A 15,657-nucleotide genomic window follows, 5' to 3' on the forward strand; every position below is an offset into this window, starting at 1 on the left:
AATAAGGTTAGGATTGGTTCAAAAAATAGAATAAAATTAATTCATGAGATCATCTTGCAAGGATGAAATCATTTAAATAGGTTAGAACACATATGAAAAGGGTTTATTTAGATAATGCAGCTACCACACCGTTAGATAAAGAGGTAATTGCAGAAATGAGTAATGTAATGGAGAATTATTTCGGTAATCCCTCTGCCATTCATGCACTAGGACGAGAGGTAAGAACTTTAGTAGAAAAAGCCCGAAAAAGTGTTGCTAATCTTTTAAGTGCTTCTCCATCAGAGATCTTTTTTACTTCAGGCGGTACTGAAGCAGATAATACTGCTATTCGTTGTGGCATTTCAGCCTATGGAATTAAACATGCCATTACTTCTAAAATAGAGCATCATGCGGTAGAGCAGACTTTAAATATAATGCTCAAAAATGGTGAAATAGATAAATTGAGTTTTGTTAATATTGATGAAAGAGGCAATATTGATTATGCACATTTAGAGGAGTTGTTACAAAATAACGATCGTACTTTCGTTTCCTTAATGCATGCCAATAATGAATTGGGTACACTTACTGATATGATTAAAGTGGGTGATATCTGTGAAAAGTATAATGCCATTTATCATGCAGATACGGTTCAAACGATGGGTCATTACGTTCATAATGTTCGCGAATTAAAAGCACATTTTATTGTATGCGCAGCTCATAAACTTCATGGTCCGAAAGGCGTTGGCTTCTTATTTGTGAACAGCAATGTCAAAATTCCACCGATGATTTATGGTGGCGCGCAGGAGCGAAATATGCGTGGAGGAACCGAAAATGTTTATGGTATTGTAGGTTTGGCGAAAGCACTTGAAATTGCTTATTCAGAAATGGATGCTCATCAAAATTATATTCAATCTCTAAAAGATTATTTAAAAGATCAGCTGATTGCAGAAATTCCAGGAATTGCGTTCAATGGTGAAACTGATGCAGATAAAAGTCTTTATACTGTACTAAATGTATCTTTCCCAGAGATGGATATGGCAGATATGCTATTGTTCAATCTGGACATAAATGGTATCTGTGCATCAGGAGGTAGTGCTTGTTCATCAGGATCAAACATTGGTTCGCATGTTTTAAATGGGATAAATGCTGATCCTAATCGCCCGTCCGTTCGTTTTTCTTTTAGTAAATACACCACTAAAGAAGAATTGGATTATGTAATAGAAAAAGTTAAAATGGTGGTGAAGCAAAATGCATTAGCCTAAAATATCATTAACCAAATAGGAGCGTCCCGACGAAAGTTGGGACTTTTTTTATGGGTTGTTTTTTTTATATGTTGCGGTTTGAGTTAATTATTCAAGAATAAAAGTTTACCGATCATAGATGGCTAGAAGAAGTCTATGTTTATAGCGATGAAGTTTGGAATTATGCCCGGCGTGAATTAAATGATAAATTTAAAAGCAGTTCCAAATTAGAAGTATGCAATAATCTTATCTCCAGTTTTGAGTCTGTTAATGTGAAAATAAAGTATAAGTCTGACTTTGAAGTATTTATAAAGGAGTCTAAAATTGAGGATTTCTTTACTGCCCATGGTGATATGGTTGTTGTTTCTACGATTCATAAGTCGAAAGGCAAGGAGTATGACAATGTTTTTTTATTATTAAATGATTTTGATATAGAAAAAGATAGTGTTAAAAGGCAGTTGTATGTTGCGATGACGAGGGCAAAAAACAACTTATCAATTCATGTAAATCATTCCTTCCTTAATCAAATCGAAGTTGAGAATTTACAAAAAGTTGAAGACCATAGTGCCTACCCTCAATTGAAAGAGGTAATATGCAACCTCACTTATAGCGACATTTGGTTGGGCTATTCCACTAATAAACAGTCTTTAATCGATAACATCGTTTGCGGACAAAGATTAATCATTAAAAATGATGGTTGCTCGAATCTTAATGAGCAGTCAATCCTTAAGTTTTCCAGAAAATTTCTGGCAGAAATAGCGGTGCAAGCTTCAAAAGGCTTCCACTTAAAAGCAGCAAGGGTTAATTTTATTCTTCACTGGTTAAACGACGACACCCAAAAAGAGATTAAGATAATTTTACCAGAAGTTTTGTTCGTAAAAAGTGAAGCCAATTCTTAAACTTGATAGGTAGTTAAAATAGTTTAGCCCCTGAAGTTCATTTCAAAAAGTCCATTTTATAAAAAATAATGTTTGCAATAATTAGAAATTAATCTTAGATTTAAGAATACAAATAGATAAAAACAGCCTGAAAAATAGTAACATGAGCTATTTTTCTCGGATTCTCATAAAGCCTTATCAATACTTCCCATTTTAAGGTTAAGCTGCATTTTTTTTTGAACTTATCATTTCAGCAGTAATATTCAAAAATTTTTGTGTTATGGAAAATAATCAAACCAATGCTAATTCTGAAAATTCAGGATTAAACGAGAAACTATCAGCAGATAGAAAACACATTTACAAATTCATTCTATCCCCTTTTTCTTTTGAATCTTCACATCATTTCAATAAAATTCACAAGCGAAAATTTAATTCTTTTGGCTGTATTCATGAATTAAGGAAATTGCCGGGTGCAATGATCTAACTTTATCCAATAAATTGATGTCTTTTGCAAAAAGGATGGTTATAGCCTGCCTGAAGCTATTCCAAAAACAGCTATCAAAAACAATATTATTTTTGAGGTGTTCTTATTGTACATCAATTTAAAATCATTATGGAAACGAATAAAGAAAAAGGCAAAGTTATTGAGAATGAATTGCTGGATAAAACAGCCGAAGATGTTAAAGAAAACAGAAACCTTGATGAGAATAAATCATCAAGCGTAACCACAAACTTGTTCAACAAGGATAAAGGCAGGAAAAATAATGCCTTCGGCCCTGGCCATGAGCCTGGGACAACACCAGGTTCTGGCATATAATGTTTGAAAACATTATCATATTAAATTATTAATTTTAAGCCACAGCATGTTGTTGTGGCTTTTATTATGAGCAAAAAATGGAGAGACGAAACTTTATTAAAAATTCAGCGTTGGCAATGGCACTTTTGTCTATTTATAAAAGTGATGTTTTTGCTTATCAAAAATCTTTCGCACATATCTTTAAACCATTGCGAAACAATGTGGGTATTTTTACGGAACAAGGTGGAACCATTGGCTGGTTAAATTCTTCAAGTGGCTTTGCGGTGATCGATTCACAATTCCCGGCTTCAGCACCACATGTTATCGAAGAATTGAAAAAACTTGGAAATAAGCCATTCAAATATTTGATTAACACGCATCACCATGGAGATCATACAACTGGTAATATTGCGTTTAAAGGGATAGCAGAAAAAGTAGTTGCCCATCAAAACTCGTTGGTTAACCAGAAAAGAGCAGCTGAAAAGGCGAATAATCTAGATCAGGTTTTGTTACCAGATACCACCTTCGGTACAGGCTGGAAGGCTCCAATTGGTGACGAAAAAATCAGTGCCTATTACTATGGTTCTGGCCATACCAATGGCGATGCTATTTATCATTTTGAAAACGCTAATATTGTTCATGTTGGTGATTTAGTATCCAATAGGAAGTATCCTTATATCGACAGAGAAAATGGTGCCCACATTGGTAATTGGATCATCGCTTTGGATAAAATTCATAACCAATTTGATAATGATACCCTATTCATCTTCGGTCATAGTCGTGAACCCGAGAAGGTAACAGGTAGCAAGGCTGATGTGAAAGCCTTTCAAAACTATCTTCAAAACTTACTAACCTTTGTTGGCATGGAAATTAAAGCTGGAAAAACTAAAGAAGACATAATTAAAGCTACAACTATCCCTGGTGCACCAGAATGGCAAGGCGATGGAATCCAGCGAAGTTTAACTGCTGCGTATGATGAACTGAAGGGCGTTTGATAGTTTGAAGTTTATTGACAATTAATATTTAGGCTATTTTAGATAAGTCAGTAACTGACCACCAAATCTATTTTCAATTTAAAAACATTCTATATTTCAAATACTGATAAAGTAGTCAATTAAAAGATATATAAGTAATTCGCTATCAGTTATATTTGCGTCATACCAAATCCAATATCAGATATGGATGATTTTTTAGCAGCACGATCCCAGATGGCCTTATCTTTAGGCTTTCACATTATTTTCTCTTGCATTGGAATGGTGATGCCGTTTTTTATGGCTGTATCTCATTATAAATGGTTAAAAACCAATGATGAAGTTTATAAAAACCTAACTAAGGCCTGGAGTAAAGGTGTTGCTATTTTCTTCGCTACCGGCGCCGTATCTGGTACCATGTTATCCTTCGAACTTGGTCTGCTTTGGCCAAAATTTATGGAGCACGCTGGCCCGATTTTCGGAATGCCCTTTTCACTCGAAGGAACAGCTTTTTTTATTGAAGCGATTGCTTTAGGCTTTTTCCTTTACGGATGGAACAAGTTAAATAAATGGTTCCACTGGTTTACGGGAATGGTAGTTGGCGTAAGCGGACTGGCATCAGGGATTTTAGTGGTGGCTGCAAATGCATGGATGAATAGTCCGACAGGATTTGATTTTGTAAATGGGCAGTATCTCAATATTGATCCTATTCAGGCCATGTTCAATAAAGCCTGGTTTTCGCAGGCCTTACATATGTGTTTAGCAGCATTTACAGCGACAGGTTTTGCTGTTGCCGGGGTGCATGCATTTATGATTTTAAGAAATCAAAATAAAGAATTCCATTTAAAAGCCTTTAAAATAGCAGCAATATTTGCTTGCATTGGTGCTATATTACAACCATTAAGCGGCGATATATCTGCAAAAGATGTGGCTAAAAGACAACCTGCAAAACTTGCAGCCATGGAAGCGCTGTACAAAACGGAAAAGCCAGCCCCACTACTTATCGGTGGAATTGTAAATGAAAAAGATAAAACGGTAAAGGGGGCGATAAAAATTCCTGGTGCATTGAGTTACCTGGCTCACGGCGATTTTAAAGCTGAAGTGAAAGGTTTAGATCAGATCCCCAAGGATGAGCAACCCCCCGTGGCTATCACACACTATGCTTTTCAGATCATGGTTGGAATAGGAACACTTCTGGCACTGATCTCTGTGGTTTATTTTATTAACCTGCTTAGAAGAAAATCACTGTTAGAGAAACGGTGGCTTCTGAAATTATTTGTGCTTGCCATTCCTTTAGGTTACGTCGCGCTGGAAGCAGGTTGGGTGGTTACAGAAGTTGGCCGTCAACCTTGGATTATTTATGGCATTATGAGAACCAAAGATGCCGTAACGCCAATGCCTGGAATTGCTTATTCATTCTACATTTTTTCAGCAATTTACTTGTCTCTTAGTATTATCGTAACCTTCCTTCTTTACCGGCAGATTAAAATGGTTCCGGTATTATACAACAATCCTGCATCCGAAACCTCAAATCATTAATTATGGAATATGTTGTCATTACTTTTTTATGTTTGAGCATATTGTTGTATTTTTTGCTTGGAGGAGCAGATTTTGGTGCCGGAATTATCGAACTTTTTACTTCGACTAAAAATAGAAGCAGAACCAGAAAAACCATGTATCAGGCCATTGGTCCGGTTTGGGAAGCTAACCACATGTGGCTTATTATTGCCATTGTAATTCTTTTTGTTGGTTTTCCGCACATTTACACCACCATGTCGGTTTATCTGCATATTCCATTACTCATTATGCTTGTTGGGATTATTGCCCGGGGTACAGCATTTGTATTTCGCCATTATGATGCGATAAAAGATGATATGCAATGGCTTTATAATCGCATTTTCAGGTATTCCAGCTTCGTCACTGCTTTATTTCTAGGTATTATTGCCGGCAGCTTAATTTCCGGGCATATTGATACGGAGGCTAAAGACTTTGTTTCTGCCTATATCTACAGCTGGTTCAATTGGTTTTCGATTGCCGTAGGTCTATTTACGGTTACCCTTTGCGGTTTCCTGGCTGCCATTTATCTTATTGGTGAAACTGATGACGCTCACGATAAGCGCAGGTTTATTAAAAAAGCTGAATACATGAACATTGCTGCAGTAATATTTGGCGCTATGGTTTTCATTGCCGCACAGCTGGATGAAATCCCATTATTTGATTGGGTTTTTAAAAATCCCGTGGGTTTAACAGCAATTATTCTGGCCAGCTTATCATTGGTTTTATTGTGGTATTTTTTAATTAAAGGCAAAACCAAGATTCTCCGTGTTTTGGCAGGCTTTCAGGTTACTATGATATTGGTCGCCATCAGTTACGCACACTTTCCAAATTTTATCCGGTTAAAAAACGGAGAGGCGATTTCACTTTTTGAGACGGTTGGACCTGAAAAAACGATTTATAGTTTGGGTTTAGCACTTCTTTTAGGCAGTGTGTTGATCTTGCCCTTTCTAGGTTACTTGTTTTATAAGTTTCAGAAAAAGGAAGAGTAGGTGCAAGATCAAAGTCGTTAGTCAATAGTCTGGAGTCAGGAACATGAAAACAATAATAACAAAATTGAAAAAAGTACGTATCTAAATCTGGTTGTAGCGTTTAAATCCAGTTGTAGCGTCTCGCTACAACTCAACGCAAGTAGCGATTGCATTAAGATTGCTTCTGCTGCTGAAGAAGTCTTCTCGTAAAGACGAAATGGAGACTGCGATACACAGATTACAATCGCTGTAAAAGCCTGGCGAAGCCAAACCACTGATTCTTCGTTCTGCTTTTAGATCGGCATGGTCAATTATTCGGGATAGCATTAACTAAGCCAACCTATTAACTTAGATAAAAAAATTGCGAGCAGGCAACTTTGCTTCTTTGGTTGCCCAAAGAAGAGGGCCCCGTCCGGCCAGGACGAGAATAAAATTTATGATTGAAAGAACTGATCAGGAAACAGCATACTAATTGATAAAAAAAGGAGCATCTATTTCCAGATGCTCCTTTTTAGAATATGTTTAATCGTAATTACAATCCACCTTTTCTGTTAGATTTACTTTGAACAGGCCAGGTTGCTGGTTTACCCGTTCTTTCATTTACAGGTAAGTCTGTCGCTTTTTCTGTAGAAGTTTTTTCAGGATCTTCGCAAGCCATATATACCATAATAGCAGCTAAGATTACATTGCTACGGATTTCATCAAAAACCAACTTATCGTAGCTGTCGCGATTGGTGTGCCAGGTGTACGTGCCGTAATCCCAACTTGTGGAGCTTAGGGAATAACCCAAAGCACCAGCAGCTACGAAAGAAGCAAAGTCAGACCCACCTGCACCAGGCATACCAGGGAAACTAGTTTTGATTTGATTTTTAATGGTATCAGGTACTGCATTTAGCCAACGGGTGATATAGTCTTTCGATTTTGCGAAGCCTTGCCCGCCAATATTTACCACTCTTCCAGTTCCGTTATCTTGATTAAATAGCGCTTGTAGATTACCTACAATCTCCGGATGATCTTCTACAAAAGCTCTTGAGCCATTTAGTCCCTGTTCTTCACTTCCCCAATGGCCAACTAAAATGGTGCGCTTAGGGTTTGGATAAAACTTTTTCAGAATCCGCATGGCTTCCATCATCATGATGGTGCCAGAACCATTGTCTGTAGCTCCACTTGCACCATCCCAGGAATCGAAATGAGCAGATAACATCACATATTCTTTCGGCTTCTGTTTTCCTTTGATTTCAGCAATAGTGTTGAAAGTGGGTACAGCACCTAGTTTTTTAGATTCTGATTCGATTTTAAGCATCGGCTTGTCACCATTCAAAGCCAGGCGGTACACTAAACCATAATCTTCCACTGATAAATCTAATGTTGGTACTTTAGTGGTATTGGCTCCAAAAATTTTATCTACTCCAAATCCTTGCGACCAGTTATTAATTACCACGGCAACTGCCCCTGCATTTTCTAAGGCCACAGGAAGCGTTTTGGTATTGTAACCTGTTTTAGCCATGCTGGCTGTCCACGCTTTTAATGCATCAGCTTTCTCTTTTTTGAATTTTTCAAATAAGTCTTTCGTCGCAAATTCTTCCCAGTTCTTTTCTGGTCTGCCAGAAAGTTGGTTCATGGAAATCAACACGATTTTACCGCTTACACTAGGCAACCATTTCTGGAAAGCTACAGAATCGGTAATTGTTGGAAGAATTATGGCTTCAGCATTAATCGTTTTTCCATTGGTAGATGGACTCCAGGCCAATTGTGTGCCTTCTAAAGTGCGTAGCCTTGGGCTTAGTAAATCAATATGTGTAATACCGCGTTCCCAGCCAGCCCATTCGCCCCATTTCTCGTTTTTGGCAGCAATTCCCCAGTCGCTGTATTTTTTTACTGCCCAATCGTTGGCTTGTTTCATTTGTGGAGAACCGACTAAGCGCGGGCCGACAACATCTAACAGCTCATGAGCCAGTTTCTCTAATTGCGAGTTCTCGTTTACTTCTTTTACAATGTTATCGATTACCTTTTTGTCTTGCGCAAAAGTGAAAGCGGAGGTAAATAGGAGTAATGTTGGTAAGAGTAGTTTTTTATTCATAATAGGGTTAGTTAATAATGCGCTAATTTAATGAATAAGGGATTTGGAAGAGGATGTTAATGGAAATGTTGCAGATTGAAATGGTTAGCGCGTTCTATTGCAAACTGGTGGTCGCTATAGACATCATCGCCGCCTGTTTTAACAGGCGGAAAGAATTAATTTATTGGGAATAGGTATTAGAATGGTATTGAATCAATTGCTATTGATATAATCTGCCATTGACTAAAGTCAATGGCGATGAATAGTATGGAGGCTATAGCGATCGCTATAGACATCATCGCCGCCTGTTTCAACAGGCGGAAGGAATTAATTTATTGCGAGGATAGGTATTAGAATGGTATTAAATCAATTGCTATTGATATAATCTGCCATTGACTAAAGTCAATGGCGATGAATAGTATGGCGGCTATAGCGATCGCTATATCGATCATCGCCGCCTGTTTCAACAGGCGGAAGGAATTAATTCATTGGGGTAGGTATTAGAATGAGAAGGGGATTAAATCAATTTAATATTATTGCCATTGCCTAAAGTCAATGGCGATGAATAGTATGGAGGCTATAGCGATCGCTATAGACATCATCGCCGCCTGTTTCAACATGCGGAAGGGATTAATTATTGTGGATAGGTATTGGAATAGGAAGGGTGTTGAATCAATTTAATATTATTGCCATTGACTGAAGTCAATTGGCGATGAATAGTATGGCGGCTATAGCGATCGCTATATCGATCATCGCCGCCTGTTTCAGCAGACGGAAGGAATTAATTTATGGGGATAGGTATTAGAATGAGAAGGGTATTAAATCAATTTAATATGATTGCCATTGACTAAAGTCAATGGCAATGAATAGTATGTCGGCTATAGCGATCGCTATATCGATCATCGCCGCCTGTTTCAACAGGCGGAAGGAATTAATTTATTGGGAATAGGTATTAGAATGAGAAGGGGATTAAATCAATTTAATATTATTGCCATTGCCTAAAGTCAATGGCAGTGAATAGTATGGCGGCTTTAGCGATCGCTATAGCCTTCATCGCCGCCTGTTTCAACAAGCGGAAGAAATTAATTTATTGCGAGGATAGGTATTAGAATGGTATTAAATCAATTGCTATTGATTTAATTCAATGGAGAAGATTAGTGTGGCCCTGGAATATCGAGTTTGAGGGGCGGACTTGAAACAAAAAGCAGGACTGAATTAAACGAAGTTATTCAAGCCCTGCTTTTCTGAAAGTTATATTTTTTTGCGGCTCCCTCTCTTCCAGAGAGGGTTGGGGTGACGCTTTTTAATTATTCATCATTTTAATAAAAGCACCTATTTTAGCTTTCATGGCTCTTCTATCCACAATAAAATCGAGGAAACCATGCTCCAGAACAAATTCTGAAGTTTGGAAACCTTTTGGTAAATCTTTTTTAATGGTTTCTTTAATCACTCTTGGGCCGGCAAAGCCAATTAATGCGCCTGGTTCTGCTATATTAATATCGCCAAGCATGGCATAAGATGCGGTAACGCCACCAGTTGTAGGATCTGTTAATAAAGAAATATAAGGAATTTTTGCCTGACTTAACAAAGCAAGTTTAGCAGAAGTTTTAGCCATCTGCATTAGCGAAAATGCAGCTTCCATCATCCTTGCGCCACCTGATTTTGAAATCATGAGGAATGGAATTTTATGTTTAATTGAATGGTCAATAGAACGGGCAATTTTTTCGCCCACTACCGAACCCATAGAGCCACCAATGAAGGCAAAATCCATACAGGCAATTACTAATTCCTGACCTTCAATTTTACCTACACCAGCACGAATAGCATCTTTCAAACCAGTTTTAGCCTGGCTTTCCACGATTCTGTCGGTGTAAGGTTTATTATCATTGAAGTTTAAAGGATCGCCAGATGTGAGGTTAGCAAATAACTCTTTAAATTCGTTGTTGTCAAATAAAACTTCAAAATATTCTTTAGAACCTACTCTCAAATGGTAATCGCAGTAATGACAAACGTATTTGTTTTCCTGCAATTCTGTTTGGTGTAGCGGTTTTTTGCAATTTGGACACTTATTCCACACGCCATCCGGTGCCTCTTTCTTCTCTTCTGTTGTGGTGATGATACCTTTGTTTTCTCTCTTAAACCAAGCCATATAATTTTTTAAAGAATTGGATTGCAAAGAAACGAAAAATATAATAAACATTAGGGATTACCCATAAGCAAAATTGGCAACATGTACCGATTGTTAAATATTTAATTAATGAATGATCAATAATCAAACGCATTAACACTTGAAATACCTGAATCAAGCAAAGAATTTAATAGCTGTTTTATAACTGCTAATAAAAAATGGCAATTGAAACTGCTAACTGTTATTGCCAACTGTTAACTGCCAATTGAAAACTGTTACCTGAAAACTTCCAACTAAAAACTGCTTACCCTATTGGTGTGTAGTTTCTACACTAAGGATAATGTGATTTTTACACTAAACAGGCTCTATTTAGTTGTTAAGCAAATAATTCTGTTGTTACAAAAGCTTGGAATGTTATTTTTTTTTATAACTTCGGACTTAATAAAATTAACAAGAGATGAGTTTAAAAGGCTACAAAGGCGTAATTTACGGAGATGCCGTTCAAGAATTATTTGAACAGGCTAAAAAACATCAGTTTGCTTTACCAGCAGTAAACGTAACCGGTACAAATACGGTTAATGCGGTATTGGAAACTGCTAAGGCAGTAAATTCGCCTGTTATGATTCAATTATCTAATGGTGGTGCGCAATTTTACGCAGGTAAATCTTTAGATAATGAGAAATTACAGGCATGTATTTTAGGTGCAGTATCTGCAGCTAAACATGTACATTTATTAGCAGAGCATTATGGTGTTGCAGTGGTTTTACATACAGACCATGCTGCAAAAAAATTATTGCCCTGGATTGACGGCCTTTTAGATCACGGTGAAAAATTCTTCGCTGAAACCGGAAAACCTTTATTTTCTTCGCACATGTTAGATTTATCGGAAGAGTCTATTGAAGAAAACATGGAAATTTCTGCTAAATATTTGGAGCGCATGTCTAAAATGAACATGACGATCGAAATTGAGTTAGGTGTTACCGGTGGTGAAGAAGATGGTGTGGATAACAGTGACGTTGATAGTTCAAAATTATATACTCAGCCAAGCGAAGTTGCTTATGCCTACGAAGAATTGAGCAAAGTATCTCCTCGTTTTACGGTAGCAGCTGCATTTGGTAATGTTCATGGTGTTTACAAACCAGGTAACGTAAAGTTACAGCCGGTTATTCTGAAAAACTCTCAGGATTTTGTGAAAGAGAAATTTGCATTAACAGCTGAGAAACCAATTAATTTTGTATTCCATGGTGGTTCTGGTTCTTCTCAGGAAGAAATTAGAGAAGCAATTTCTTATGGTGCCATTAAAATGAATATTGATACCGATATGCAATGGGCATTTTGGGAAGGTATTTTAGAATACTATAAAAAGAACGAAGCATTTCTTCAAGGCCAGATTGGTAACCCTGATGGCGATGATAAACCAAATAAAAAATATTACGATCCACGTGTTTGGTTACGTAAAGGTGAAGAAACATTTGTTAAGCGTTTAACAGCTGCATTTGAAGATTTAAATTGCATCAACGCAAACGATAAGTTGTAAGGAATCTGAATTTTGATGTTGAATAGTCTTATTCAATCACTCAAAAATCATTCATAAAATAATTAAACAAAGGCGCCATAGGTTGGAAAACTTATGGCGTTTTTGTTTGTTTTTATAATTACATTTAAGCAAATGAAATGTGATGACAAAATCTAAAACCAACAATAAAAAAAATAATTTTTTCGAGAAGTTTGCTAATGCCGCGACCAAATTTACAGGCAGTTCTTTTGCTTTCATTGCGGCAACCCTAATCGTTTTAATATGGGCAGTAACTGGTCCCGTGTTTCATTATTCAGAAACGTGGCAGCTGGTAATTAATACCGGTACAACGATTATCACCTTCCTGATGGTTTTTCTGATTCAGAAAGCACAAAATAAAGATGGGAAAGCGATTCAATTAAAGTTAAACGAACTCATTGCTGTTCAGCAAGGTGCGAGTAACCGCATGGTCGATATTGAAGATCTGAGTGAGCAGGAACTGGATCAGTTACATAAATTTTATGTTACGATTGCTACACTTGCCAAAAAAGAGGCCGATATTCATTGCTCACATTCCATTGATGTTGCAAAGGAATTGAATGAAACAAAATTAGAAAAGAATAAACATTTTAAACACCCTATATCATGAGCTTACAGGTTCAAAAAGTTATCCACCCGGAAGAGTTAGATAAAGTATTTGCCATACGTAAAATTGTTTTTGTTGATGAACAGAGTTGCCCGCCAGAATTAGAGTGGGAGCATGAGGATGAATCCATTCATTTTTTAGCTACACATAATGGGCAGCCTTGTGGCGCCTGCCGCTGGAGAAAGACGGACTTAGGCTATAAGTTGGAACGTTTTGCTGTATTAAAAGACTTCAGAGGTCAAGGTGTTGGTAGAGCTTTAATTGCTGAGGCACTATCTGATCTCCCTGAAGATGCGCATTATATTTACCTAAACTCACAATTAGATGCCATGAGTTTATATGCCAAGTTTGGTTTTATTGCAGAAGGCGAGCAATTTGAAGAAGCAGGGATACAGCACTTTAAAATGGTAAAGAAAGTTTAACTATTGCCGTGTAATTAATTAAATCACAGAATGGCTCTTTCTCGTGCCTTTGGCTTCCGTGGCAAAAAGAAGAAGGCTATCCAAATATTCTCTCTGATAAAACCATTGCCTCATGCCATTTAGCCATATTAAGGTTTAAATCTTCACCTTTTAAATTTAAAATGTTGATGACATCTTCTGTAGCAATATTTCCAGTAAGGTCATCAGCAGCCATTGGGCAGCCACCAAAGCCTTTCAATGCGCTATCAATTCGTTTTACGCCAGAATAATATGCTGCTTCGATTTTTTCAAGGCGATCAGCAGGAGTGGAGTGCAGGTGGATTCCAATTTCCGTATTGATAAATTTAGCAATGAGCTTCGGCAGTATTTCTTTAACTTTCTCTGGCGTTGAGATCCCAACGGTATCAGCCAGAGAAATTATTTCTACACCTTTGCTCACCAAAATATCTGCCCACTTTTCTACTATTTCGTAATTCCACTCATCCCCGTAAGGGTTTCCAAATCCCATAGACAAATAAACCACGGCCTTTTTGCTATGCCTGGCGCAAAGCGATAACATTTCCTCAACAGTTACTAACGATTGCCCGATACTTGAATTGGTATTTCTTTGTTGGAAGGTTTCTGAGATAGAAAACGGAAAACCCAGATAAGTGATCTCCTGATGTTTGATGGCCGCTTCGACTCCCCTTAAATTAGCCACAATGGCTAACAGTTTCGTCTGCGTTCCATCTAAATTCAGGTTAGCCAAAACCTCTGCAGTGTCAGCAAGCTGTGGAATTGCTCTTGGAGAAACGAAACTGCCAAAATCAAGTGTATCAAACCCGACCTGAAGAAGCAAATTCAGGTACTCAGTTTTTAATGCTGTAGGCACAAAATCGTGTAATCCCTGCATTGCATCCCGTGGGCATTCCACTAATTTAAATTCTTTCTCGCTCATGGATTTTAAAAATGATTGAATCGCAAGGTGCGCAAAGTTTCTCGCAAAGAAAAGATTTTGAGGAATAAAGGGTAAGGGTTAAACGACAATGCTCAACGTTTCATAATGATTTAAGTATGAACAAACGATAATCAAAACGATCAACAGAATTTCCCTAACCTACTTCTTTCACGCTTTCCACTTCCTTTCGGTAATCTACACTCCTATCTTTAGCAAAAGTCCTGATAATTAATCTGGTTCCACGGTCGTAACTAAAATAACTCCAAAGCCAGTTTACAAATACAATAATCTTGTTTCTGAAACCAACCAGACTCATCAGGTGAACAAACATCCAGGTGAACCAGGCAAATACCCCTTGAAAACGAATTTTACCAATATCTACCACTGCCTTATTTCTACCTACGGTTGCCATAGAGCCTTTATCAAAATATTTAAATGGTTCTAAAGGTCTATTTTCAATAATGTTAACGAGGTTTTTTGCTAAATGATGTCCTTGTTGAATGGCAACTGGTGCAACTCCAGGATGTCCATTTGGAGTTTCTTCATCAATAATTGAGGCCACATCACCAATGGCATAGATATTATGATAACCTACAATCAGATTTTGCTTGTCTGTCTTCAGTCTGCCACCACGAACCACCTCTGCCCGGTCTAAACCAGCTACTAACTCACCTTTAACACCAGCGCTCCATATAACCGTTGAAGCCATAATCGGATCTTTATCCTGAAGCGTGAGTGTTAATCCATCATAACCCAATACCCGGGTTTCATTCATCACCTGAACGCCCATTTTGATTAAAAATTCTTTGGATTTTACCTGTGCCTGTGGCGACATCGGCCCTAATAATTCTGGCGAATTTTCTACGAGGTAGATATTTATTTTATTCAAATCCATTTCTGGATAATCATTCGGAATAACATGTTTTTTAAGCTCTGCAATGGCACCAGAGGTTTCAACACCTGTTGGTCCGCCACCAACAACCACAAAGTTTAATAAGGCATGTTTCTTAATTATATCCGTTTCAATAAGCGACTTTTCAAAATTCTGAAGGATTAAACTCCTTAAATCCAATGCTTCAGGAATGGATTTCATTGGCATTGAATTTTGTTCGATCTCTTTATTGCCGAAAAAATTACTGGTAGAGCCAGTGGCAAGAACCAGATAATCATACTGCACATCGCCAATGTCGGTTTTCAAACAGTTATTTTCTGCATTAATCTCTTTAACCTTGGTTACCCTGAAAGTGAGGTTCTTTTGTCCTTTAAAGATTTTACGAAGCGGAAAGGCGATAGATTCAGCTTCTAAACCGCCGGTAGCTACCTGATATAGCAGAGGTTGGAAAGTGTGGTAATTATGTTTGTCCAACATCACTACCTGGAAAGGTTTGTTTTTCAGTCGTTTGGCCAGTTCAATTCCACCAAATCCGCCGCCAATAATTACTATTCTAGGGTGTTCACTTTTGGGAAGCTGTAAATCCATTCTATATCGGTTTATTCGTATACTAATCTAACAAAAAGATGGTTAAAAGGTTTAGAATGGGCCGTTTTGGTACTCAAAC

Annotated in this window: 13 protein-coding genes and 1 pseudogene; 10 read left to right on the top strand and 4 right to left on the bottom strand. The window is 37.5% G+C overall.

What is annotated here, in order from left to right:
• Positions 1 to 92 precede the first annotated feature (92 nt).
• From SOM16_RS17940 to SOM16_RS17970, 7 genes and pseudogenes are all read left to right on the top strand, one after another.
• Entirely contained in the window at positions 93 to 1,241 is a 1,149-nt protein-coding gene (locus tag SOM16_RS17940) for a cysteine desulfurase family protein (protein WP_320465377.1), read from the top strand.
• A gap of 137 nt (positions 1,242 to 1,378) precedes the next feature.
• Positions 1,379 to 2,119 (top strand): annotated as a pseudogene (locus SOM16_RS17945) (3'-5' exonuclease); the annotation flags it as partial.
• A gap of 259 nt (positions 2,120 to 2,378) precedes the next feature.
• Positions 2,379 to 2,582, top strand: a complete 204-nt coding sequence (locus SOM16_RS17950) for a hypothetical protein (protein ID WP_320465378.1) — start codon at positions 2,379 to 2,381, stop codon at positions 2,580 to 2,582.
• 129 nt (positions 2,583 to 2,711) lie between these two features.
• Complete coding sequence (locus tag SOM16_RS17955; RefSeq protein WP_320465379.1) at positions 2,712 to 2,915, top strand: hypothetical protein; 204 nt, start codon at positions 2,712 to 2,714, stop codon at positions 2,913 to 2,915.
• 77 nt (positions 2,916 to 2,992) lie between these two features.
• Positions 2,993 to 3,889, top strand: a complete 897-nt coding sequence (locus tag SOM16_RS17960; RefSeq protein ID WP_320465380.1) for an MBL fold metallo-hydrolase — start codon at positions 2,993 to 2,995, stop codon at positions 3,887 to 3,889.
• A gap of 183 nt (positions 3,890 to 4,072) precedes the next feature.
• Entirely contained in the window at positions 4,073 to 5,404 is a 1,332-nt protein-coding gene (locus tag SOM16_RS17965; protein ID WP_320465381.1) for a cytochrome ubiquinol oxidase subunit I, read from the top strand.
• 2 nt (positions 5,405 to 5,406) lie between these two features.
• Complete coding sequence (locus SOM16_RS17970; RefSeq protein ID WP_320465382.1) at positions 5,407 to 6,411, top strand: cytochrome d ubiquinol oxidase subunit II; 1,005 nt, start codon at positions 5,407 to 5,409, stop codon at positions 6,409 to 6,411.
• A 511-nt stretch (positions 6,412 to 6,922) separates the two neighbouring features.
• Here SOM16_RS17970 and SOM16_RS17975 read toward each other — a convergent pair.
• Together SOM16_RS17975 and accD are read right to left on the bottom strand one after the other, a co-directional pair.
• A complete protein-coding gene (locus SOM16_RS17975) occupies positions 6,923 to 8,470 on the bottom strand; it encodes a M20/M25/M40 family metallo-hydrolase (protein ID WP_320465383.1) in 1,548 nt (515 codons plus the stop codon).
• Positions 8,471 to 9,752: 1,282 nt separating this feature from the next.
• On the bottom strand, positions 9,753 to 10,598 hold the full coding sequence (accD, locus tag SOM16_RS17980; RefSeq protein WP_320465384.1) for an acetyl-CoA carboxylase, carboxyltransferase subunit beta: 846 nt from the start codon (positions 10,596 to 10,598) through the stop codon (positions 9,753 to 9,755).
• A gap of 436 nt (positions 10,599 to 11,034) precedes the next feature.
• Between accD and fbaA the strand changes: the two genes are divergently transcribed.
• The 3 genes from fbaA to SOM16_RS17995 all read left to right on the top strand — a co-directional run bounded on the left by fbaA (position 11,035) and on the right by SOM16_RS17995 (position 13,161).
• Positions 11,035 to 12,114 carry a class II fructose-bisphosphate aldolase gene (gene fbaA / locus SOM16_RS17985; RefSeq protein ID WP_154279366.1) on the top strand — a complete coding sequence of 360 codons (1,080 nt, stop codon included), beginning with the start codon at positions 11,035 to 11,037 and terminating at the stop codon, positions 12,112 to 12,114.
• 142 nt (positions 12,115 to 12,256) lie between these two features.
• A complete protein-coding gene (locus tag SOM16_RS17990) occupies positions 12,257 to 12,742 on the top strand; it encodes a low affinity iron permease family protein (protein ID WP_320465385.1) in 486 nt (161 codons plus the stop codon).
• Positions 12,739 to 13,161: a GNAT family N-acetyltransferase gene (locus SOM16_RS17995; RefSeq protein ID WP_320465386.1), complete on the top strand. Its 423-nt coding sequence runs from the start codon at positions 12,739 to 12,741 to the stop codon at positions 13,159 to 13,161. Before SOM16_RS17990 ends, SOM16_RS17995 begins: the two co-directional genes overlap by 4 nt.
• Before the next feature lie 76 nt (positions 13,162 to 13,237).
• On the opposite strand, the gene SOM16_RS18000 is transcribed toward SOM16_RS17995, so the two are convergent.
• On the bottom strand, positions 13,238 to 14,098 hold the full coding sequence (locus SOM16_RS18000) for a hydroxymethylglutaryl-CoA lyase (RefSeq protein ID WP_320465387.1): 861 nt from the start codon (positions 14,096 to 14,098) through the stop codon (positions 13,238 to 13,240).
• A 154-nt stretch (positions 14,099 to 14,252) separates the two neighbouring features.
• A complete protein-coding gene (locus SOM16_RS18005) occupies positions 14,253 to 15,578 on the bottom strand; it encodes an NAD(P)/FAD-dependent oxidoreductase (protein ID WP_320465388.1) in 1,326 nt (441 codons plus the stop codon).
• Between the last annotated feature and the right edge of the window lie 79 nt (positions 15,579 to 15,657).

Source organism: Pedobacter sp. CFBP9032 (assembly GCF_034045265.1).
Lineage (GTDB): Bacteria > Bacteroidota > Bacteroidia > Sphingobacteriales > Sphingobacteriaceae > Pedobacter.

Bases quoted from the DNA above. Each gene is read 5' to 3' on its own strand.
- fbaA (WP_154279366.1), top strand. From the start codon at position 11,035: ATGAGTTTAAAAGGCTACAAAGGCGTAATTTACGGAGATGCCGTTCAA.
- accD (WP_320465384.1), bottom strand. From the start codon at position 10,598: ATGGCTTGGTTTAAGAGAGAAAACAAAGGTATCATCACCACAACAGAA.
- SOM16_RS17995 (WP_320465386.1), top strand. From the start codon at position 12,739: ATGAGCTTACAGGTTCAAAAAGTTATCCACCCGGAAGAGTTAGATAAA.
- SOM16_RS17955 (WP_320465379.1), top strand. From the start codon at position 2,712: ATGGAAACGAATAAAGAAAAAGGCAAAGTTATTGAGAATGAATTGCTG.
- SOM16_RS17970 (WP_320465382.1), top strand. From the start codon at position 5,407: ATGGAATATGTTGTCATTACTTTTTTATGTTTGAGCATATTGTTGTAT.
- SOM16_RS17975 (WP_320465383.1), bottom strand. From the start codon at position 8,470: ATGAATAAAAAACTACTCTTACCAACATTACTCCTATTTACCTCCGCT.
- SOM16_RS17940 (WP_320465377.1), top strand. From the start codon at position 93: ATGAAAAGGGTTTATTTAGATAATGCAGCTACCACACCGTTAGATAAA.
- SOM16_RS17990 (WP_320465385.1), top strand. From the start codon at position 12,257: ATGACAAAATCTAAAACCAACAATAAAAAAAATAATTTTTTCGAGAAG.
- SOM16_RS17960 (WP_320465380.1), top strand. From the start codon at position 2,993: ATGGAGAGACGAAACTTTATTAAAAATTCAGCGTTGGCAATGGCACTT.
- SOM16_RS17965 (WP_320465381.1), top strand. From the start codon at position 4,073: ATGGATGATTTTTTAGCAGCACGATCCCAGATGGCCTTATCTTTAGGC.
- SOM16_RS18000 (WP_320465387.1), bottom strand. From the start codon at position 14,098: ATGAGCGAGAAAGAATTTAAATTAGTGGAATGCCCACGGGATGCAATG.
- SOM16_RS17950 (WP_320465378.1), top strand. From the start codon at position 2,379: ATGGAAAATAATCAAACCAATGCTAATTCTGAAAATTCAGGATTAAAC.
- SOM16_RS18005 (WP_320465388.1), bottom strand. From the start codon at position 15,578: ATGGATTTACAGCTTCCCAAAAGTGAACACCCTAGAATAGTAATTATT.